The sequence below is a fragment of the Citrobacter sp. RHBSTW-00986 genome (assembly GCF_013783065.1).
In the GTDB taxonomy this organism is placed as follows: Bacteria; Pseudomonadota; Gammaproteobacteria; order Enterobacterales; family Enterobacteriaceae; genus Citrobacter; species Citrobacter braakii.
On the sequence record NZ_CP056200.1, the window covers coordinates 4876773 to 4896969 of the forward strand.

Below are 20197 nucleotides of genomic sequence, written 5' to 3' on the forward strand. Positions count from 1 at the left end.
CATTATCCCCCTAGTTTCGACTTATCGCGCACCGCACCTTTGTCGGCGCTGGTTGCCAGGCTGGCGTAAGCGCGCAGCGCAAAGGAGACCTGACGCTGACGATCTTTTGGCGTCCAGGCTTTGTCACCACGAGCTTCTTGCGCTTCACGGCGCGCAGCGATTTCCGCATCGCTCAGTTGCAGTTGAATGCCACGATTCGGGATATCGATAGCAATCATGTCGCCATCTTCGATAATTGCGATATTACCGCCGCTGGCCGCTTCAGGAGAAACGTGACCAATGGAAAGCCCCGAAGTACCGCCAGAGAAACGACCGTCGGTAATCAGCGCGCAGGCCTTACCGAGACCCATCGATTTCAGGAAGGTGGTTGGGTAGAGCATTTCCTGCATGCCTGGCCCGCCCTTCGGCCCTTCGTAGCGAATCACCACCACGTCGCCGGCAACCACTTTACCGCCGAGGATAGCTTCAACCGCATCGTCCTGGCTTTCATACACTTTTGCCGGGCCGGTGAATTTCAGGATGCTGTCATCCACACCAGCGGTTTTTACGATACAGCCGTTTTCCGCGAAGTTACCGTACAGGACTGCCAGGCCGCCGTCTTTGCTGTAAGCATGTTCCAACGAGCGAATGCAACCTTCTGCGCGGTCATCATCCAGGGTGTCCCAACGACAATCCTGTGAGAACGCCTGGGTGGTACGGATGCCAGCCGGACCTGCGCGGAACATTTTTTTCACCGCGTCGTCTTTGGTCAGCATAACGTCATAACTATCGAGCGTTTGCGGCAGAGTCAGCCCCAGCACGTTTTTCACGTCGCGGTTCAGTAGCCCGGCGCGATCCAGCTCACCTAAAATGCCCAGTACGCCGCCCGCGCGGTGCACGTCTTCCATATGGTATTTCTGCGTACTCGGCGCAACTTTACACAGTTGCGGGACTTTGCGGGACAACTTATCAATATCACTCATGGTGAAGTCGATTTCCGCTTCCTGCGCGGCCGCCAGCAGGTGCAGAACGGTGTTGGTGGAGCCGCCCATCGCGATATCCAGCGTCATGGCGTTCTCAAACGCCGCCTTGCTGGCAATGTTGCGCGGCAGGGCTGAAGCGTCATCCTGCTCGTAGTAGCGTTTGGTCAGCTCAACGATGCGTTTACCTGCGTTGAGGAACAGCTCTTTACGGTCGGCATGAGTCGCCAACAGCGAACCGTTACCCGGCTGCGACAGACCCAGCGCTTCGGTCAGACAGTTCATCGAGTTGGCGGTGAACATCCCGGAGCACGAGCCGCAGGTCGGACAGGCCGAACGTTCAACCTGCTCGCTCTGCGAGTCGGAGACTTTCGGGTCTGCGCCCTGAATCATCGCATCAACCAGATCAAGCTTGATGATTTGGTCAGAGAGCTTGGTTTTCCCGGCTTCCATTGGGCCGCCGGAAACAAAGATCACCGGAATGTTTAGCCGCAGAGAGGCCATTAACATCCCGGGGGTGATTTTATCGCAGTTAGAGATGCAGACCATCGCATCGGCGCAGTGGGCGTTAACCATATATTCCACTGAATCGGCGATCAGCTCACGCGACGGCAGTGAATAAAGCATGCCGCCATGACCCATGGCGATACCATCATCCACGGCAATGGTGTTGAACTCTTTCGCCACGCCGCCTGAGGCTTCGATTTGTTCGGCAACCAGCTTACCGAGATCGCGCAGGTGGACGTGGCCCGGCACAAACTGGGTAAAGGAGTTCACCACAGCGATAATCGGTTTACCGAAGTCATCATCGGTCATCCCGGTGGCGCGCCACAGTGCGCGGGCACCCGCCATATTGCGGCCGTGGGTGGTGGTAGCAGAACGATACTTAGGCATGCTTGATTAACTCCCGTCTGTCTTTCCCCTGTATATTTCACGCCGCAGCTGAGGGCTGCCTCGCTCCCCCCAGTCACCTACTAAAGTAAGCTCCTGGGGACTCGCTGCGTTGCCGTCTTCCTGCAACGTGAACTATTTTGGGGAAATATTAATTTTGTTATTGGTTTACTGAATCCAACCAGCCGTATTTATCTTCCGTTTCACCGGTGAAGAGGCCAAAGAAGGCCTGCTGGATGCGTTTGGTGACCGGACCGCAGCGGCCTTCGCCCACCTGAATACCATCGACGCTGCGTACTGGGGTGATTTCGGCCGCGGTACCGGACATGAACACTTCGTCGGCCAGGTACAGCGATTCACGAGACAGCACCTGCTCACGCACTTCGATATCGAGATCTTTCGCCAGCTTAATGATCGCGTCACGGGTGATACCCGGCAGCGCGGAAGAGGTAAACGGCGGGGTAAACAGAATGCCGTCTTTTACTTCAAACAGGTTTTCGCCCGCGCCTTCGGAGATGTAGCCATTCACATCCAGCGCAATGCCTTCCTGGTAGCCATGACGACGCGCTTCACTACCCACCAGCAGCGAAGACAGATAGTTACCACCTGCTTTAGCAGCGGTAGGAATCGTGTTTGGTGCAACGCGGTTCCAGGAAGAAACCATCGCGTCGATCCCCTGCTCCAGCGCTTCAGCACCGAGGTAAGCCCCCCATGGGAACGCGGCGATTATCACATCAGTGGTGTATCCCGCAGGCGGGTTAACGCCCATCCCTACGTCGCCAACAAACACCAGCGGACGGATATAGGCGCTGGTCAGGTTGTTTTTACGAATCACCTCACGGCAAGCTTCCATCAGCTCATCAACGCTCTGAGAAACGGGAAAACGATAGATCTTGGCTGAATCACGCAGACGCTGCATATGTTCGCGATGTCGGAACACTACCGGCCCTTTGTGAGAATCGTAGCAACGGATCCCTTCAAATACAGAAGTACCGTAGTGCAGCGCGTGGGACATCACGTGGACCTTCGCGTCTTCCCAACGAATCATCTCGCCATTAGACCAAATGTAATCAGCTTTTTTCGTCGTCATTTTTCTTCCTTTTGCGCTCAGGCGCGGATTTGTTGTGATGTGGTTGTGCTCTGGCAGATAGCAACATGTGCAACATCTACCAGTTTACTTAACTGACTAAACAGTAAGTCGACCGACCGGGGGCTGGCAACGGTCAATTCGATATTTATATTCTGCGCATCGCTGGCGGCTTCCATATTCATGGAGCACACCTGAAAACCACGATGGCGTACCACGCGTAAAACACGTTCTAACGTTTCCGGATTGAAACGAGCCTCAACGGCGACCTGATGTTGCATCATGATAATTTCTCCAGCATTTCTGAGTTACTGGCGCCAGGTGGCACCAGAGGCCAGACATTCTCAAGTTCGTCGATTGAGACATGAAGCAAGTATGGCCCCTCGCTGTTCAGCATGGTGTCGAGTGCCGCTTCAACCTGGTCTTTACGGGTGATGTGTTGACCAGGAATGCCGAAGGCTCTGGCCAACATGAGGAAATCGGGGTTATCGGTAAGGGTGGTTTCGCTATAACGTTCCTGGAAAAACAGCTGCTGCCATTGTCGCACCATGCCTAACCGCTGGTTGTCGAGTAAAACTATCTTCAGCGGCAACTGCTTGCGTTTTACGGTGCCCAATTCCTGTACATTCATCATGAAGGAACCGTCACCGGAGATACAGATTACCGTATCATTCGGGCGAGCAACCTGCGCGCCAACCGCTGCTGGCAGGCCAAAGCCCATCGTCCCCAGACCGCTCGACGTGATGAAGTTTTCAGGGCGAGTGTAGGTCATATGCTGTGCCGACCACATCTGATGCTGGCCAACATCCGTTGTCACTACGCTATCCGCAGGTTTGCGATCGGATAACTGCTTTAACAACAGTGGCGCATAGATAGCTTCCCCCGGATGGTCGTAGCGCCAGGTATGTTCTGCGCGCAGTTCAGCGCTGTGCTGACGCCATTCGTCAATCTTCATCAATTGCTGTAATGCTGGCAGAAGAGAATTTAAATCCCCCTGCAGCGCCACGTGTGCCTGGCGCAGTTTGTTCATTTCCGCTGGATCGATGTCCATGTGGATTACGCTGGCGTTCGGTGCGAAGGTATTCAGCTTGCCAGTCACCCGGTCATCAAAACGTGCGCCAACCGCAATCAGTAAATCGCACTCTTGCACCGCGAAATTCGCGGCTTTAGTACCGTGCATTCCCAACATGCCCAAATAGTACGGGTAGTCAGCATCTACTGCGCCCAGACCTTTCAGCGTGCAGGCGACCGGCATTTGGGTTACCGCGATAAATTCACGCAGGGCCGGGACCGCCTGCGCCATACCTACGCCACCACCTACGTACAGGATGGGTTTTTGTGCCTGCGCCAGCATATTACGTGCCTGCTCAACGTCAGCGTGCGGAAACGTCTCTACGTTTTCGACGGTCGTAAAATATGGCTCCAGCGTACCGCTGGCTAATTGGATGTCTTTCGGGATATCAACCAGAACCGGACCCGGACGACCGGAATTCGCCACGGCGAAAGCCTCAGCCATGATACGCGGCAGTTCTTCGAGTGACTGTACCAGGAAGCTGTGTTTGGTGCAGGACAGAGACATCCCCAGCACGTCCACTTCCTGGAACGCATCCGTTCCGATGAAAGGTGATGCCACCTGACCGGTGATCGCCACCACTGGAACAGAATCTAACAGCGCATCGGCAAGGCCCGTGATCAGGTTGGTTGCGCCAGGGCCGGAGGTAGCGATACAAACGCCGGTTTTACCGGTCGCACGGGCATAGCCAATCGCCGCCATTGCCGCACCCTGCTCGTGTCGGCACAACAGGTGCTCTACGCCGCCGTCATACAACGCATCGTAAACCGGCATAATTGCGCCACCAGGATAACCAAAGACGGTTTGAACCCCTTGTGCACGCAACGCATGTACCACCCACTGTGCCCCATTCATAGTTACATCCCCGCCGTAAATCTTGAGAAACAGAATTTTATGCTACCGTTCACTTTCTGCTCCTCGTGTATGTTTTTAAGGTCAAAAAAAACCCCCGGACCTTTCGGTGCGGGGGTCTTAGTTCGTTAAGGTTTGTTTTCTAAGCCTTTCCTCGTCCAAGTGCAGCCCCGCACGGTGGGATAATAATCACCACCACGCTAATCACGACCAGGCTAATCACTCGTAGAAGGGCTGTCATTTTTGTATTTTCTTGCATCTTGTTCGAAGGAATACCTAAAGAGTTACCATAGAATTTGCAAATGACACAAGATATTTTTTTATTCGTTTTTCTGACGTCGTTAACGGTTTAGATAAATACCGTTGTTTTTTATACAAAAAAATCAAAAATGAAAATATTTCACGCTTCAGGCGATCCTCGGTAACCCGATCCCCAATACAAACACCATTCAAAAGCATTTGCGGGCGTCATTCCAGGCTTAATGCAAGCAGTTATACGTTGCGCAAAAATACGGGAATCAGCATCTAAAAACCGCAATTATATGAAATCTTGCCGCGATGTATTACGACATAATACTTTTATCAGGAGGAATTATGTCACTATCGATTGTTCACACACGCGCCGCGCTAGGCGTGAATGCGCCAGCCATTACCATCGAGGTACATATCAGCAACGGCCTGCCTGGTTTAACCATGGTGGGGCTGCCCGAAACGACGGTGAAAGAGGCTCGCGATCGGGTACGCAGCGCGATTATTAATAGCGGTTATGAATTCCCGGCAAAGAAGATAACTATAAACCTCGCTCCGGCCGATCTCCCGAAAGAAGGGGGGCGATATGATTTACCTATCGCTGTTGCGCTTCTGGCCGCTTCTGAGCAGCTTACACCCCACAATCTCGACACCTACGAGCTGGTAGGTGAATTAGCGCTTACAGGCGCGCTACGCGGCGTTCCCGGCGCGATATCAAGCGCAACCGAGGCCATTCGTGCAGGCAGGCGAATTATTGTCGCAAAAGAGAATGCCGCTGAAGTTGGACTGATACACGGCGAAGGGTGCCTGATCGCCGATCACCTGCAGACCGTATGCGCATTTCTCGAAGGTAAGCATGATTTAGACAGGCCATCATCCGCAGATTTTACGCCTAACGCATTAGCTGATGATCTGAGTGATGTTATCGGCCAGGAACAGGGTAAACGCGGGCTGGAGCTTACCGCAGCAGGCGGCCACAACCTCTTGCTCATCGGCCCGCCGGGTACGGGAAAGACTATGCTAGCCAGTCGACTCAGAGGGCTACTCCCTCCACTTAGCAACGATGAAGCGCTGGAAAGTGCCGCGATACTCAGTCTGATCCATTCCGACACGATACAAAAACAGTGGAAGCAGCGCCCTTTTCGCTCGCCACATCACAGTGCTTCATTAACCGCCATGGTCGGTGGAGGCTCTATTCCTGCGCCAGGAGAGATCTCTTTAGCGCACAACGGCATACTGTTTCTGGATGAACTACCCGAGTTTGAGCGGCGCACGCTGGATGCACTGCGCGAACCCATCGAGTCCGGGCAGATCCATCTATCCCGCACCAGAGCAAAAATAACCTATCCCGCACGCTTTCAACTCATAGCTGCGATGAATCCAAGCCCGACGGGCCATTATCAGGGGAACCATAACCGCTGTACCCCAGAACAGACGCTGCGCTACCTAAATCGATTGTCAGGTCCATTTCTTGACCGCTTCGACCTCTCCCTCGAAATTCCCTAACCGCCGCCCGGTATACTCAGCCAGAACGCGATGAAAGGGGAAAATAGCGCAACGGTGAAGCAACGTGTTATGGCAGCGCGAGAGCGTCAGTATCAGCGGCAAAATAAGTTAAACGCACATCTGGACAGTCAGGATATCCATAAATACTGCCTACTGCGTAGCGACGATGCACAGTGGCTTGAAGAAACGCTCGCGCATCTCGGATTGTCTATCCGCGCCTGGCTGCGCCTGATTAAGGTCGCTCGAACGATTGCGGATATCGAACAATGTGATCACATCTCTCGCCAGCATTTACAGGAGGCCGTTGGGTACCGAGCGATAGACAGGTTACTCATTCATCTGCAGAAATTACTGACATAAAAAAAGGGCTTTCGCCCTTTTTTTATTAATCATCAGATTCGGTGTAGTCTTCTGCGCCTTCCACCTGAGGTTTCCCACCCGATAAGGTGTGGAAACGTTTTGGACGCTTAATACGCGTCATGTATTTAGACCACACACGTTCAGCTTCGGTAACCGGCTCACGTTCACCACGGCATACCGCAACAAACAGTTTTTCTTCTTCAGTTACCGGCTCACGCTTGCCCAGATCCAGCTCGTTGAAAGCATAACCGTGACGCTCAAGCAGTTGTGCTTCTTTAATGGTGAAATCACCATGACGGGAGAATCCGCGGGGATAATATTTATTATCGAAATATCGATTAGTCGTCGTAAAGCTTTCCGCCATCCTGCACGCTCCTAATTCTTTGGCCGAGCTATTTATGGCGCGGAGTATTAGTTACGCTTGACAGAGCGTCAAACAAAAGATTTAAATCATAACGACAAATAATTTTATGGAGCGAGTTGTGGATACGGAATTGTTAAAAACTTTCCTGGAAGTTAGCCGGACACGCCACTTTGGCAGGGCTGCTGAAGCGCTCTACCTGACCCAATCAGCGGTTAGTTTCCGGATCAGACAACTGGAAAATCAATTGGGTGTAAACCTGTTCACCCGACACAGAAACAATATCCGTTTAACCGCTGCAGGTGAAAAATTATTGCCTTACGCCGAAACGTTGATGAATACGTGGCAGGCAGCACGTAAGGAAGTCGCGAATACCTCGCGGCATAACGAGTTTTCTATCGGTGCCAGCGCATCTCTCTGGGAGTGCATGCTTAATGACTGGTTGAAGCGTTTGTATCAATCTCAGGAGCCACAATCCAGCCTGCAGTTTGAAGCGAGGATCGCTCAACGCCAATCGTTAGTAAAACAGCTTCATGAACGACAGCTTGATCTACTGATTACTACCGAAACACCCAAAATGGACGAATTTAGCAGCCAACTGTTGGGATATTTCACGCTGGCGCTCTATTGCAGCTCTCCTTCGCAAACCAAAGATGAGCTGAATTATTTACGCCTGGAATGGGGACCCGATTTTCAACAACACGAAGCGGGACTAATAGCGGGAGATGAAGTGCCGGTACTCACCACCAGTTCGGCAGAATTGGCCAGGCAGCAACTTTCAGTGATTAAGGGCTTTAGCTGGCTTCCCGTCAACTGGGCCAAAACCAAAAGCGATCTCCATACGGTTACCGACAGTACAACGCTTTCACGTCCTTTATATGCAGTTTGGCTGCAAAACAGCGATAAAAATGGACTAATTTGCGATCTGCTGAGAACAGATATTCTGGAAAATTAAAGAAAATATAGGCAAGGATGCCGGGAGTAAAACAGCAGGAAGGCATAATTCAAATTGCAGGTAAAAAAAAATCCTTAGCAAAAATGCTAAGGATTGTTTCTGGCAGGGGCGGAGAGACTCGAACTCGCGACACCCGGTTTTGGAGACCGGTGCTCTACCAACTGAGCTACGCCCCTAAATTTTCTTATCATTAAGCCTGCTTGGTAGCAGGCTTAATTTTCTAATAAGTGGCGGAACGGACGGGACTCGAACCCGCGACCCCCTGCGTGACAGGCAGGTATTCTAACCAACTGAACTACCGCTCCACCGAATTTCTTTGTCACTACCCGGATTATTCATCCCGGTTTACTGCAATTTGATGCCTGGCAGTTCCCTACTCTCGCATGGGGAGACCCCACACTACCATCGGCGCTACGGCGTTTCACTTCTGAGTTCGGCATGGGGTCAGGTGGGACCACCGCGCTACAGCCGCCAGGCAAATTCTGTTTATCAACACACCTCTCGGGCCTGTCGATGTAATCTGTAATCAAGCTGAATTTCGATGTCTCTTTCGCCAAAACACCTTCGGCGTTGTAAGGTTAAGCCTCACGGTTCATTAGTATCGGTTAGCTCAACGTATCGCTACGCTTACACACCCGACCTATCAACGTCGTCGTCTTCAACGTTCCTTCAGGACCCTTAAAGGGTCAGGGAGAACTCATCTCGGGGCAAGTTTCGTGCTTAGATGCTTTCAGCACTTATCTCTTCCGCATTTAGCTACCGGGCAATGCCATTGGCATGACAACCCGAACACCAGTGATGCGTCCACTCCGGTCCTCTCGTACTAGGAGCAGCCCCCCTCAATTCTCCAGCGCCCACGGCAGATAGGGACCGAACTGTCTCACGACGTTCTAAACCCAGCTCGCGTACCACTTTAAATGGCGAACAGCCATACCCTTGGGACCTACTTCAGCCCCAGGATGTGATGAGCCGACATCGAGGTGCCAAACACCGCCGTCGATATGAACTCTTGGGCGGTATCAGCCTGTTATCCCCGGAGTACCTTTTATCCGTTGAGCGATGGCCCTTCCATTCAGAACCACCGGATCACTAAGACCTGCTTTCGCACCTGCTCGAGCCGTCACTCTCGCAGTCAAGCTAGCTTATGCCTTTGCACTAACCTCCTGATGTCCGACCAGGATTAGCTAACCTTCGTGCTCCTCCGTTACTCTTTAGGAGGAGACCGCCCCAGTCAAACTACCCACCAGACACTGTCCGCAACCCGGATCACGGGTCTACGTTAGAACACCAGCCATTAAAGGGTGGTATTTCAAGGTTGGCTCCATGCAGACTGGCGTCCACACTTCAAAGCCTCCCACCTATCCTACACATCAAGGACCAGTGTTCAGTGTCAAGCTATAGTAAAGGTTCACGGGGTCTTTCCGTCTTGCCGCGGGTACACTGCATCTTCACAGCGAGTTCAATTTCACTGAGTCTCGGGTGGAGACAGCCTGGCCATCATTACGCCATTCGTGCAGGTCGGAACTTACCCGACAAGGAATTTCGCTACCTTAGGACCGTTATAGTTACGGCCGCCGTTTACCGGGGCTTCGATCAAGAGCTTCTCCTTACGGATAACCCCATCAATTAACCTTCCGGCACCGGGCAGGCGTCACACCGTATACGTCCACTTTCGTGTTTGCACAGTGCTGTGTTTTTAATAAACAGTTGCAGCCAGCTGGTATCTTCGACTGATTTCAGCTCCATGAGTAAATCACTTCACCTACATATCAGCGTGCCTTCTCCCGAAGTTACGGCACCATTTTGCCTAGTTCCTTCACCCGAGTTCTCTCAAGCGCCTTGGTATTCTCTACCTGACCACCTGTGTCGGTTTGGGGTACGATTTCGTGTTACCTGATGCTTAGAGGCTTTTCCTGGAAGCAGGGCATTTGTTACTTCAGCACCGTAGTGCCTCGTCATCACACCTCAGCGTTAGCAAGACTCCGGATTTACCTGGAATCTCCGCCTACATGCTTAAACCGGGACAACCGTCGCCCGGCTAACATAGCCTTCTCCGTCCCCCCTTCGCAGTAACACCAAGTACAGGAATATTAACCTGTTTCCCATCGACTACGCCTTTCGGCCTCGCCTTAGGGGTCGACTCACCCTGCCCCGATTAACGTTGGACAGGAACCCTTGGTCTTCCGGCGTGCGGGTTTTTCACCCGCATTATCGTTACTTATGTCAGCATTCGCACTTCTGATACCTCCAGCATGCCTCACAGCACACCTTCAACGGCTTACAGAACGCTCCCCTACCCAACAACACATAGTGTCGCTGCCGCAGCTTCGGTGCATGGTTTAGCCCCGTTACATCTTCCGCGCAGGCCGACTCGACCAGTGAGCTATTACGCTTTCTTTAAATGATGGCTGCTTCTAAGCCAACATCCTGGCTGTCTGTGCCTTCCCACATCGTTTCCCACTTAACCATGACTTTGGGACCTTAGCTGGCGGTCTGGGTTGTTTCCCTCTTCACGACGGACGTTAGCACCCGCCGTGTGTCTCCCGTGATAACATTCTTCGGTATTCGCAGTTTGCATCGGGTTGGTAAGTCGGGATGACCCCCTAGCCGAAACAGTGCTCTACCCCCGAAGATGAGTTCACGAGGCGCTACCTAAATAGCTTTCGGGGAGAACCAGCTATCTCCCGGTTTGATTGGCCTTTCACCCCCAGCCACAAGTCATCCGCTAATTTTTCAACATTAGTCGGTTCGGTCCTCCAGTTAGTGTTACCCAACCTTCAACCTGCCCATGGCTAGATCACCGGGTTTCGGGTCTATACCCTGCAACTTAACGCCCAGTTAAGACTCGGTTTCCCTTCGGCTCCCCTATTCGGTTAACCTTGCTACAGAATATAAGTCGCTGACCCATTATACAAAAGGTACGCAGTCACCCCATAAAGAGGCTCCCACTGCTTGTACGTACACGGTTTCAGGTTCTTTTTCACTCCCCTCGCCGGGGTTCTTTTCGCCTTTCCCTCACGGTACTGGTTCACTATCGGTCAGTCAGGAGTATTTAGCCTTGGAGGATGGTCCCCCCATATTCAGACAGGATACCACGTGTCCCGCCCTACTCTTCGAGTTCACAACATATGCACTTTTGTGTACGGGGCTGTCACCCTGTATCGCCGGACTTTCCAGACCGTTCCACTACCACACATGCTGATTCAGACTCTGGGCTGCTCCCCGTTCGCTCGCCGCTACTGGGGGAATCTCGGTTGATTTCTTTTCCTCGGGGTACTTAGATGTTTCAGTTCCCCCGGTTCGCTTCATTACGCTATGTATTCACGTAATGATAGTGTGACGAATCACACTGGGTTTCCCCATTCGGAAATCGCCGGTTATAACGGTTCATATCACCTTACCGACGCTTATCGCAGATTAGCACGTCCTTCATCGCCTCTGACTGCCAGGGCATCCACCGTGTACGCTTAGTCGCTTAACCTCACAACCCGAAGATGTTTCGTAAAACACTTCAGTATTGCGAAAATTTGAGAGACTCGAACACACCGCTTTTCATTTCTTGTTTACGGAGAAATGAAACAGTGTGTCGTTTCAATTTTCAGCTTGATCCAGATTTTTAAAGAGCAAATATCTCAAACGAGACTCGAAAGTCTGTTTTGAGATACTTCGGTCGGCGACTTTCACTCACACATACCAGCAAGTGGCGTCCCCTAGGGGATTCGAACCCCTGTTACCGCCGTGAAAGGGCGGTGTCCTGGGCCTCTAGACGAAGGGGACACTGAAGTCTCAATCGCAAGACGCCTTGCTATTTACTTTTCATCAGACAATCTGTGTGAGCACTACAAAGAACGTTTCTTTAAGGTAAGGAGGTGATCCAACCGCAGGTTCCCCTACGGTTACCTTGTTACGACTTCACCCCAGTCATGAATCACAAAGTGGTAAGCGCCCTCCCGAAGGTTAAGCTACCTACTTCTTTTGCAACCCACTCCCATGGTGTGACGGGCGGTGTGTACAAGGCCCGGGAACGTATTCACCGTGGCATTCTGATCCACGATTACTAGCGATTCCGACTTCATGGAGTCGAGTTGCAGACTCCAATCCGGACTACGACATACTTTATGAGGTCCGCTTGCTCTCGCGAGGTCGCTTCTCTTTGTATATGCCATTGTAGCACGTGTGTAGCCCTACTCGTAAGGGCCATGATGACTTGACGTCATCCCCACCTTCCTCCAGTTTATCACTGGCAGTCTCCTTTGAGTTCCCGACCGAATCGCTGGCAACAAAGGATAAGGGTTGCGCTCGTTGCGGGACTTAACCCAACATTTCACAACACGAGCTGACGACAGCCATGCAGCACCTGTCTCAGAGTTCCCGAAGGCACCAAAGCATCTCTGCTAAGTTCTCTGGATGTCAAGAGTAGGTAAGGTTCTTCGCGTTGCATCGAATTAAACCACATGCTCCACCGCTTGTGCGGGCCCCCGTCAATTCATTTGAGTTTTAACCTTGCGGCCGTACTCCCCAGGCGGTCGACTTAACGCGTTAGCTCCGGAAGCCACGCCTCAAGGGCACAACCTCCAAGTCGACATCGTTTACGGCGTGGACTACCAGGGTATCTAATCCTGTTTGCTCCCCACGCTTTCGCACCTGAGCGTCAGTCTTTGTCCAGGGGGCCGCCTTCGCCACCGGTATTCCTCCAGATCTCTACGCATTTCACCGCTACACCTGGAATTCTACCCCCCTCTACAAGACTCTAGCCTGCCAGTTTCGGATGCAGTTCCCAGGTTGAGCCCGGGGATTTCACATCCGACTTGACAGACCGCCTGCGTGCGCTTTACGCCCAGTAATTCCGATTAACGCTTGCACCCTCCGTATTACCGCGGCTGCTGGCACGGAGTTAGCCGGTGCTTCTTCTGCGAGTAACGTCAATTGCTGCGGTTATTAACCTCAACACCTTCCTCCTCGCTGAAAGTACTTTACAACCCGAAGGCCTTCTTCATACACGCGGCATGGCTGCATCAGGCTTGCGCCCATTGTGCAATATTCCCCACTGCTGCCTCCCGTAGGAGTCTGGACCGTGTCTCAGTTCCAGTGTGGCTGGTCATCCTCTCAGACCAGCTAGGGATCGTCGCCTAGGTGAGCCGTTACCCCACCTACTAGCTAATCCCATCTGGGCACATCCGATGGCAAGAGGCCCGAAGGTCCCCCTCTTTGGTCTTGCGACGTTATGCGGTATTAGCTACCGTTTCCAGTAGTTATCCCCCTCCATCGGGCAGTTTCCCAGACATTACTCACCCGTCCGCCACTCGTCACCCAAGGAGCAAGCTCCTCTGTGCTACCGTTCGACTTGCATGTGTTAGGCCTGCCGCCAGCGTTCAATCTGAGCCATGATCAAACTCTTCAATTTAAGTTTGATGCTCGTGAATTAAACTTCGTAATGAATTACGTGTTCACTCAGAGACTTGGTATTCATTTTTCGTCTTGCGACGTTAAGAATCCGTATCTTCGAGTGCCCACACAGATTGTCTGATAAATTGTTAAAGAGCAGTGCCGCTTCGCTTTTTCTCAGCGGCGCGGGGTGTGCATATTACGCCATCCCGCTGGAGAGTCAAGCGTTTATTTTCGCTTTTCTCCGCTGACCCGGCGGTTTGTAATCCGTTGTTCCGTGTCAGTGGAGGCGCATTATAGGGAGTTATTTCAGGCTGACAAGGGGAAATTTAAAATAACTTTCCGAGTGCGTGTTTTTTCAGCAAAACCACCATTAACATGCCATAAAATAAGCAAATTGCCGTTTTTGCAGCCGCAATAACACTTCCAGGTGGCATACTAATGAATAAGAAATAAAGTAAGGAAAACCATTCATGCCGTTAAATGCCCAACAGCTAGCCGCACAGAAAAACCTGTCCTACGTTCTGGCCGAAAAGCTGGCTCAGCGAATATTAAAAGGTGAATACGCACCGGGCGCTATATTGCCTGGCGAAATAGAGCTGGGCGATCAGTTTGGCGTGAGTCGTACCGCGGTAAGAGAAGCGGTAAAGACGTTAACGGCAAAAGGTATGGTATTACCGCGCCCGCGTATTGGTACACGCGTCATGCCGCAGGCAAACTGGAACTTCCTCGACCAGGAGCTGCTCACCTGGTGGATGACAGAAGATAATTTCTCTCAGGTCATTAAACATTTTCTGGTGATGCGTATCAGCCTGGAGCCTCAGGCGTGTTTACTGGCGGCGACTATAGGTACGGCAGAACAGAAAGCGCATCTCAACACGCTGATGGAAGAAATGGTCGAGCTGAAAAGAAACTTCAGACGCGAGCGTTGGATTGAGGTTGATATCGCCTGGCATGAACACATCTATGAAATGAGTGCGAACCCGTTCCTTATCTCCTTTGCATCACTCTTCCATTCCGTTTACCAGACCTATTTTACCTCTATTACCTATAACGACGTGGTCAAGCTGGATTTACACCAGGCCATTGTCGACGCAATAGATGAGAGCGATGGCGATCGCGCCTTCGCTGCCTGTCAGGCATTGCTGATAGCACCGAACGTGCTACCGGATAAATAATATGTCAGAAAAGAAATCACGCAGTATGGCCGGGCTACCGTGGATAGCAGCCATGGCCTTTTTTATGCAGGCACTAGACGCCACGATCCTAAATACCGCCTTACCCGCAATAGCACACAGCCTTAACCGCTCTCCGCTCGCCATGCAGTCGGCCATTATCAGCTACACCCTGACGGTCGCGATGCTGATCCCGGTGAGTGGATGGCTGGCAGACAGGTTCGGTACCCGGCGCGTCTTTATGATAGCTGTTAGCCTGTTTACGCTGGGTTCGCTGGCTTGTGCGCTGTCCAGCTCCCTAAGCGAACTGGTGATTTTCCGCATCATTCAGGGCATCGGTGGCGCCATGATGATGCCCGTTGCCCGTCTGGCATTATTACGTGCTTACCCCCGCAGCGAACTGCTTCCGGTGCTTAACTTCGTAACCATGCCTGGACTTGTGGGGCCGATTTTAGGTCCGGTATTGGGCGGTGTACTGGTCACGTGGGCCAGTTGGCACTGGATCTTCCTGATTAATATTCCAATTGGGGTTGCCGGTATCTTCTATGCCCGCAAATATATGCCGAACTTCACCACGCCGCGCCGCGGTTTTGATATGACCGGTTTCTTTCTGTTTGGTTTGAGCCTGGTGTTGTTTTCCAGCGGGGTAGAGCTGTTCGGTGAGAAGCTTGTCGAGACCTGGATAGCGCTCAGCATTATTCTTGCCAGCATTCTGTTACTGCTCGCCTACATTCGCCACGCGCGTCGTCACCCAACGCCGCTAATATCGCTTCCTATATTTAAGACCCGAACTTTTTCCGTCGGGATCGCCGGAAACCTTGCCACTCGTCTGGGTACAGGGTGCGTGCCCTTCTTAATGCCGCTAATGTTGCAGGTAGGCTTTGGATACCCGGCGCTGATCGCCGGTTGCATGATGGCGCCAACGGCGCTGGGATCAATACTGGCAAAATCAATGGTGACGCAGGTGCTGCGCCGGCTCGGCTACAGAACCACACTGGTGGGTGTTACGATATTTATCGGCCTGATGATTGCGCAGTTCGCATTGCAATCTCCCGCCATGCCGGTCTGGATGTTGATCCTGCCGTTGTTCATTTTGGGTATGGCGATGTCCACCCAGTTTACCTCCATGAATACCATCACTCTGGCAGACCTGACCGATGAAAACGCCAGCAGCGGCAACAGTGTGCTGGCCGTTACTCAGCAGTTATCAATCAGTTTAGGGGTCGCCATCAGCGCTGCCGTTCTGCGTATCTATGAAGGCATGGAAGGAACCAATACGGTCGAGCAGTTCCACTACACCTTTATGACGATGGGCGCTATCACGGTAGTGTCTGCGCTGATGTTCATGCTGCTAAAAGCAAAAGATGGACGTAATCTGATTAAAGAGCGACATAATCCTAAACCGACCCCCGCTCCATCAAAACAGGAGTAAGTTGCAGGCGCTGTTGCTGTAATGCGGGCTGCGCCATCCGGTGGATTAATACATCGATGGCCAGTTCGCCCAGTTCATCTTTTGGTTGATGGATGGTCGTCAGCGGCGGCGTCATATAGCGCGCCAGCTCGATATCATCATAACCCACCACCGCCATATCCTGCGGAATGCGCAATCCCGATTGGTACAGAGCCTGATACGCGCCAACCGCCATGGCATCATTGCCGGTAAAAACGGCCTGCGGTCGCTGTTTATGCGACAGCAACGTTTGCATAGCTTCAAAGCCGCCGCCGAACTCAAAGTCACCGGTAATCTCGTAACCTTCCGGGACCGGCAGCCCCGCCCGCTTCATTGCCGCCCGATATCCTTCCAGACGTAAACGCGCCGGGGTTTTATCCAGCGGCCCGGTGATGCAGGCAATGCGCGTAAAACCTTTTTCGATAAGATGTTGAGTGGCTAAATCCCCGCCCAACAGGGAGTTATCCTGGATCAGATCGCTTTCACCATCAAAAGGCGACCAGTCCATCATGACGGTCGGTATAGAAGGATAGCGTTGCATGATCTCCCTGGAAGGTTGATGTGTTTCCGTGCAGAGCAGCAGCAAGCCGTCCACCCGTTTTTGCATTAACGTTTCCAGATTACGGTTCATGCGCTGTTCATCACCTTCAGTGTTGCACAGCACCAGGCTGTAGCCGCGTTCAAAACAACTACGTTCAACGCCGCGCACCAGCTCGGAATAAAAGGGGTTGGTACTGGCAGTGATTAACATGCCAATAGTGTGGGTCTGGTTTAACTTGAGACTACGCGCCAGCGCTGAGGGCGCGTAGTTAAGCTCTTTAATCGCCGCTTCAACTTTGTCAGTGACAGACTCACTGACAAAGCGATCTTTATTAATGACGTGAGAAACCGTCGACGTGGAAACCCCCGCCAGGCGGGCGACGTCCTTCATTGTAGCCAAGCGTTACCTCTGTTGACTTAAAAACGCTTCTATTTCTTCGCGCCATGGAACGGAAGGCTGTGCGCCCTTACGGGTGACCGCAATCGCCGCAGCGGCATGTGCAAATCGGATCGCTTCAGGCAGCGGGGTCTCTTCCAGTAACGCTGTAATTAACGCGCCGTTAAAGGTATCCCCAGCGGCGATGGTATCAACAGCGTCCACTTTAAACCCAGGCACACGCTGACCTTCACCATTTACGCTGGCCCACACCCCGCGACTGCCTAAGGTAATCAGTACAGTATGGATCCCCTTCGCGTGCAGTGCCTGCGCAGCTTTGGCCGCGTCTTCATCGTTTTCAACCCGGATCCCCGTGAGCTTTTCAGCCTCGGTTTCATTCGGGGTAATAATATCCACCAGCGCCAGCAGTTCGTCAGAAAGTTCACGTGCCGGGGCCGGGTTAAGGGCTACCGTGGTCTTATTTTGATGTGCAATCTTTGCCGCAGCCAGTACGCTTTCGATCGGCGACTCTAACTGCATCAGTAAGGCAGACGCCTGGGCAATACGCTCATGCTGAGCTTCCACCAGCGCAGGCGAAAGTGCCGCGTTCGCACCAGCATGAATGCCGATGACGTTCTCACCTTCACCATTCACAAAAATCAACGCCACACCGGTCGATTCCCCCGAAATTACGCTAATCGGCGCAATATCGATATTATCTTTGGCTAACTGTTTACGAACACTTTCGCCAATATCATCATCACCCGTACAGGCAATAAATGCGATATTCGCGCCACTACGCCCCGCAGCAACAGCCTGATTCGCGCCTTTACCACCAAATGCGACCTGATAATGGTTACCGGTTACGGTTTCACCAGGTGTCGGGAAAGAGTTAAGGTTGAGGATGTGATCGGCATTGATACTGCCAAGAACAACGAGGTTGCCTGCGGTTTTCATATTTGGTGTTCCAAGTCAAAGTGCGCCACCGGATTAGGGTGGCGCGTGCCCTGCTTTTCTTTTTACGCTTTAATCCCCAAAACCCGATACGGGGATGGCGTCTTTATGTCTCCATCAGGCCGCGAGCGACCTGAATCGGTATTACTGCTTGATGACCAGCTTCAGGTCAACCGGATATTTAGCCTGAACCTTCTCGCCTTTCAGGACTTTATCCGCAGTCTCAACGCCTTTCGCGCCGATCTGATCCGGCAGCTGAGCAATGGTCGCAGCCAGTTTGCCATCATTTACTGCTTTTTCGCCATCAGGAGTACCGTCAAATCCAACCACCATCACATCAGATTTACCCGCAGTTTGCAGTGCGCGCAGCGCACCCAACGCCATTTCATCGTTCTGGGCAAATACGGCCTGCACGTCAGGATGCGCGGTCAGCAGGTTCTGCATGACGTTCAGACCTTTGGTGCGGTCGAAGTCGGCCGGCTGGCTGGCCAGTACGTTAAATTTGTGTGCCACAACAGCCTGCTGGAAACCTTCGCCACGCTCACGCGCCGCTGAAGTACCGGCAATACCCTGCAGTTCGATAACTTTCGCGCCTTCACCCGCTTTCTTCGCGATGTAATCGCCCGCAATCTTGCCGCCCAGCACGTTATCAGATGCAATATGGCTTACCACTTCGCCTTTGGACGCAACGCGGTCCAGGGTGATAACCGGAATTTTCGCCTGGTTAGCCATCTTCACAGCGTTACCAACAGCATCGGAGTCTGTCGGGTTAATCAGCAGAATTTTAGTTCCACGAACCGTTAAATCCTGAACGTTAGCCAGCTCTTTCGCCGGGTTGTTCTGTGAGTCCAGAATCACCAGGTTGTAGCCCAGCTTATCGGCCTCTTTTTGCGCCCCATCCTTCAAAGAAACAAAGAACGGGTTGTTGAGGGTGGAGACCACCAGCGCAATGGTATCTTTCGCCATCGCATTCGCGCTCACGGTGGCGCTCAGCGCAACAGCAGAAACCAGGGTAGCCAGTTTTTTCATGTTCATATTTAAGATGTCCTGTAATCGTTGTTACTGCTTTTTGTTGTCTACCAGTACCGCCAGCAAAATCACCACCGCTTTGACGATCATCTGGTAATAGGAGGATACACCTAACAAATTCAAACCATTATTGAGGAAACCAAGAATCAATGCGCCGATCAGCGTCCCAACAATACGTCCTTTACCGCCCGCCAGGCTGGTACCACCTAACACCACCGCGGCGATAGCATCCAGCTCATAGCCAGTGCCTGCCGTCGGTTGCGCAGAGGAGAGGCGCGCTACTTCAATGATGCCCGCCAGCGATGCCAGCAGACCACACAGGGAGTAAACGATAATTTTGATTTTACTTACGCTGATACCGGACAGGCGCGTTGCCGCTTCGTTACCGCCCAGCGCATAGATATAACGACCCAGACGAGTGTGGTGCAGCATGTACCACGCCGCGAGGAAGACAATCCCCATAATCCACACAGGCGTAGGGACGCCTAACGGACGACCAATACCAAACCAGCCAAACAGATCGGCATTGTCAGTAAACCCGGTATTAACCGGACTGCCGTTGGTGTATACCATGGTCACACCACGCAGCAGCAGCATCATCACCAGGGTCGCGATAAACGCCTGTACCCGGCCTTTCGCGACAATCACCCCGGTTACCGCGCCAATAGCAGCACCGAGCGCCAGGGCCGCAGCGACAGCCACCAGCGCATTGACTTCAATCCCTACAATGGAAGCCGCAACCGCACCGGTAAGCGCCAGCAAAGAACCGACAGACAGATCGATCCCCGACGTCAGGATAACCAGCGTCATGCCAACGGCCATGATGGCGTTCACCGACGTTTGCTGGAGGATGTTGAACAGGTTATTAACGGTAAAAAAGTTAGGGCTCATGGTGGAAACAATCGCGATCAGCACTAACAGAGCGATGAGCGACTTTTGCTCCAGAAGCCATGCTTTAGTGAAATAACGGCGACCAGAAACAGCCTGGGTAGTCAT

General features: G+C 52.4%; 13 protein-coding genes, 3 tRNA genes, 3 rRNA genes and 1 pseudogene. 4 read left to right on the forward strand and 16 right to left on the reverse strand.

The genetic code is table 11. The features are described from left to right. Window positions 1-2: 2 nt before the first annotated feature. The 5 genes from ilvD to ilvL form a co-directional block, all read right to left on the reverse strand. On the reverse strand, window positions 3-1853 hold the full coding sequence (ilvD, locus tag HV345_RS23480; protein WP_016157832.1) for a dihydroxy-acid dehydratase: 1851 nt from the start codon (window positions 1851-1853) through the stop codon (window positions 3-5). 157 nt (window positions 1854-2010) lie between these two features. Next, the gene (locus tag HV345_RS23485; RefSeq protein ID WP_003829030.1) at window positions 2011-2940 is read right to left on the reverse strand and encodes a branched-chain amino acid transaminase; all 930 of its coding nucleotides are present in this window, start codon (window positions 2938-2940) and stop codon (window positions 2011-2013) included. Window positions 2941-2957: 17 nt separating this feature from the next. Next, window positions 2958-3221 (reverse strand): acetolactate synthase 2 small subunit, encoded by a 264-nt coding sequence (gene ilvM / locus HV345_RS23490; protein ID WP_003018017.1) that lies wholly within the window; start codon window positions 3219-3221, stop codon window positions 2958-2960. Continuing rightward, on the reverse strand, window positions 3218-4864 hold the full coding sequence (ilvG, locus tag HV345_RS23495) for an acetolactate synthase 2 catalytic subunit (RefSeq protein WP_047499578.1): 1647 nt from the start codon (window positions 4862-4864) through the stop codon (window positions 3218-3220). Before ilvG ends, ilvM begins: the two co-directional genes overlap by 4 nt. A 139-nt stretch (window positions 4865-5003) precedes the next feature. Beyond that, window positions 5004-5102: an ilv operon leader peptide gene (gene ilvL / locus HV345_RS23500; RefSeq protein WP_001311244.1), complete on the reverse strand. Its 99-nt coding sequence runs from the start codon at window positions 5100-5102 to the stop codon at window positions 5004-5006. A gap of 353 nt (window positions 5103-5455) precedes the next feature. Here ilvL and HV345_RS23505 point away from each other — a divergent pair. Next, window positions 5456-6976 (forward strand): annotated as a pseudogene (locus HV345_RS23505) (YifB family Mg chelatase-like AAA ATPase). Window positions 6977-7001: 25 nt separating this feature from the next. Here HV345_RS23505 and maoP read toward each other — a convergent pair. Next, window positions 7002-7340 (reverse strand): macrodomain Ori organization protein MaoP, encoded by a 339-nt coding sequence (maoP, locus tag HV345_RS23510; RefSeq protein ID WP_003018025.1) that lies wholly within the window; start codon window positions 7338-7340, stop codon window positions 7002-7004. A 106-nt stretch (window positions 7341-7446) separates the two neighbouring features. On the opposite strand from maoP, the gene hdfR reads away from it, so the two are divergent. Beyond that, entirely contained in the window at window positions 7447-8292 is an 846-nt protein-coding gene (gene hdfR / locus HV345_RS23515; RefSeq protein WP_087121878.1) for an HTH-type transcriptional regulator HdfR, read from the forward strand. A 100-nt stretch (window positions 8293-8392) separates the two neighbouring features. Here the strand turns inward: hdfR and HV345_RS23520 are convergent. The 6 genes from HV345_RS23520 to HV345_RS23545 all read right to left on the reverse strand — a co-directional run bounded on the left by HV345_RS23520 (window position 8393) and on the right by HV345_RS23545 (window position 13696). After that, window positions 8393-8468: transfer RNA gene (locus tag HV345_RS23520), tRNA-Trp, on the reverse strand. Window positions 8469-8520: 52 nt separating this feature from the next. After that, window positions 8521-8597 (reverse strand) — tRNA-Asp (locus HV345_RS23525). A 55-nt stretch (window positions 8598-8652) separates the two neighbouring features. Beyond that, a 5S ribosomal RNA gene (rrf, locus tag HV345_RS23530) occupies window positions 8653-8768 on the reverse strand. A gap of 98 nt (window positions 8769-8866) precedes the next feature. Continuing rightward, window positions 8867-11773: ribosomal RNA gene (locus HV345_RS23535) — 23S ribosomal RNA — on the reverse strand. A gap of 220 nt (window positions 11774-11993) precedes the next feature. Continuing rightward, window positions 11994-12069: transfer RNA gene (locus HV345_RS23540), tRNA-Glu, on the reverse strand. Between the two features lie 85 nt (window positions 12070-12154). Continuing rightward, window positions 12155-13696: ribosomal RNA gene (locus HV345_RS23545) — 16S ribosomal RNA — on the reverse strand. Together the 16S, 23S and 5S rRNA genes with 3 tRNA genes alongside form the textbook arrangement of a ribosomal RNA operon. Window positions 13697-14150: 454 nt before the next feature. On the opposite strand from HV345_RS23545, the gene HV345_RS23550 reads away from it, so the two are divergent. Both HV345_RS23550 and mdtD read left to right on the forward strand, forming a co-directional pair. Then, window positions 14151-14855, forward strand: a complete 705-nt coding sequence (locus HV345_RS23550) for a FadR/GntR family transcriptional regulator (RefSeq protein ID WP_016157828.1) — start codon at window positions 14151-14153, stop codon at window positions 14853-14855. A 1-nt stretch (window position 14856) separates the two neighbouring features. Further along, entirely contained in the window at window positions 14857-16284 is a 1428-nt protein-coding gene (mdtD, locus tag HV345_RS23555; protein WP_181636115.1) for a multidrug transporter subunit MdtD, read from the forward strand. On the opposite strand, the gene rbsR is transcribed toward mdtD, so the two are convergent. From rbsR to rbsC, 4 genes are all read right to left on the reverse strand, one after another. Continuing rightward, complete coding sequence (gene rbsR / locus HV345_RS23560; RefSeq protein ID WP_016155093.1) at window positions 16250-17242, reverse strand: ribose operon transcriptional repressor RbsR; 993 nt, start codon at window positions 17240-17242, stop codon at window positions 16250-16252. The genes mdtD and rbsR overlap by 35 nt on opposite strands. A 3-nt stretch (window positions 17243-17245) precedes the next feature. Next, the gene (gene rbsK, locus HV345_RS23565) at window positions 17246-18175 is read right to left on the reverse strand and encodes a ribokinase (protein WP_016157826.1); all 930 of its coding nucleotides are present in this window, start codon (window positions 18173-18175) and stop codon (window positions 17246-17248) included. Between the two features lie 141 nt (window positions 18176-18316). Further along, window positions 18317-19207, reverse strand: a complete 891-nt coding sequence (gene rbsB, locus HV345_RS23570; RefSeq protein ID WP_181636116.1) for a ribose ABC transporter substrate-binding protein RbsB — start codon at window positions 19205-19207, stop codon at window positions 18317-18319. A gap of 24 nt (window positions 19208-19231) precedes the next feature. Beyond that, window positions 19232-20197: a ribose ABC transporter permease gene (gene rbsC / locus HV345_RS23575; protein WP_003023762.1), complete on the reverse strand. Its 966-nt coding sequence runs from the start codon at window positions 20195-20197 to the stop codon at window positions 19232-19234.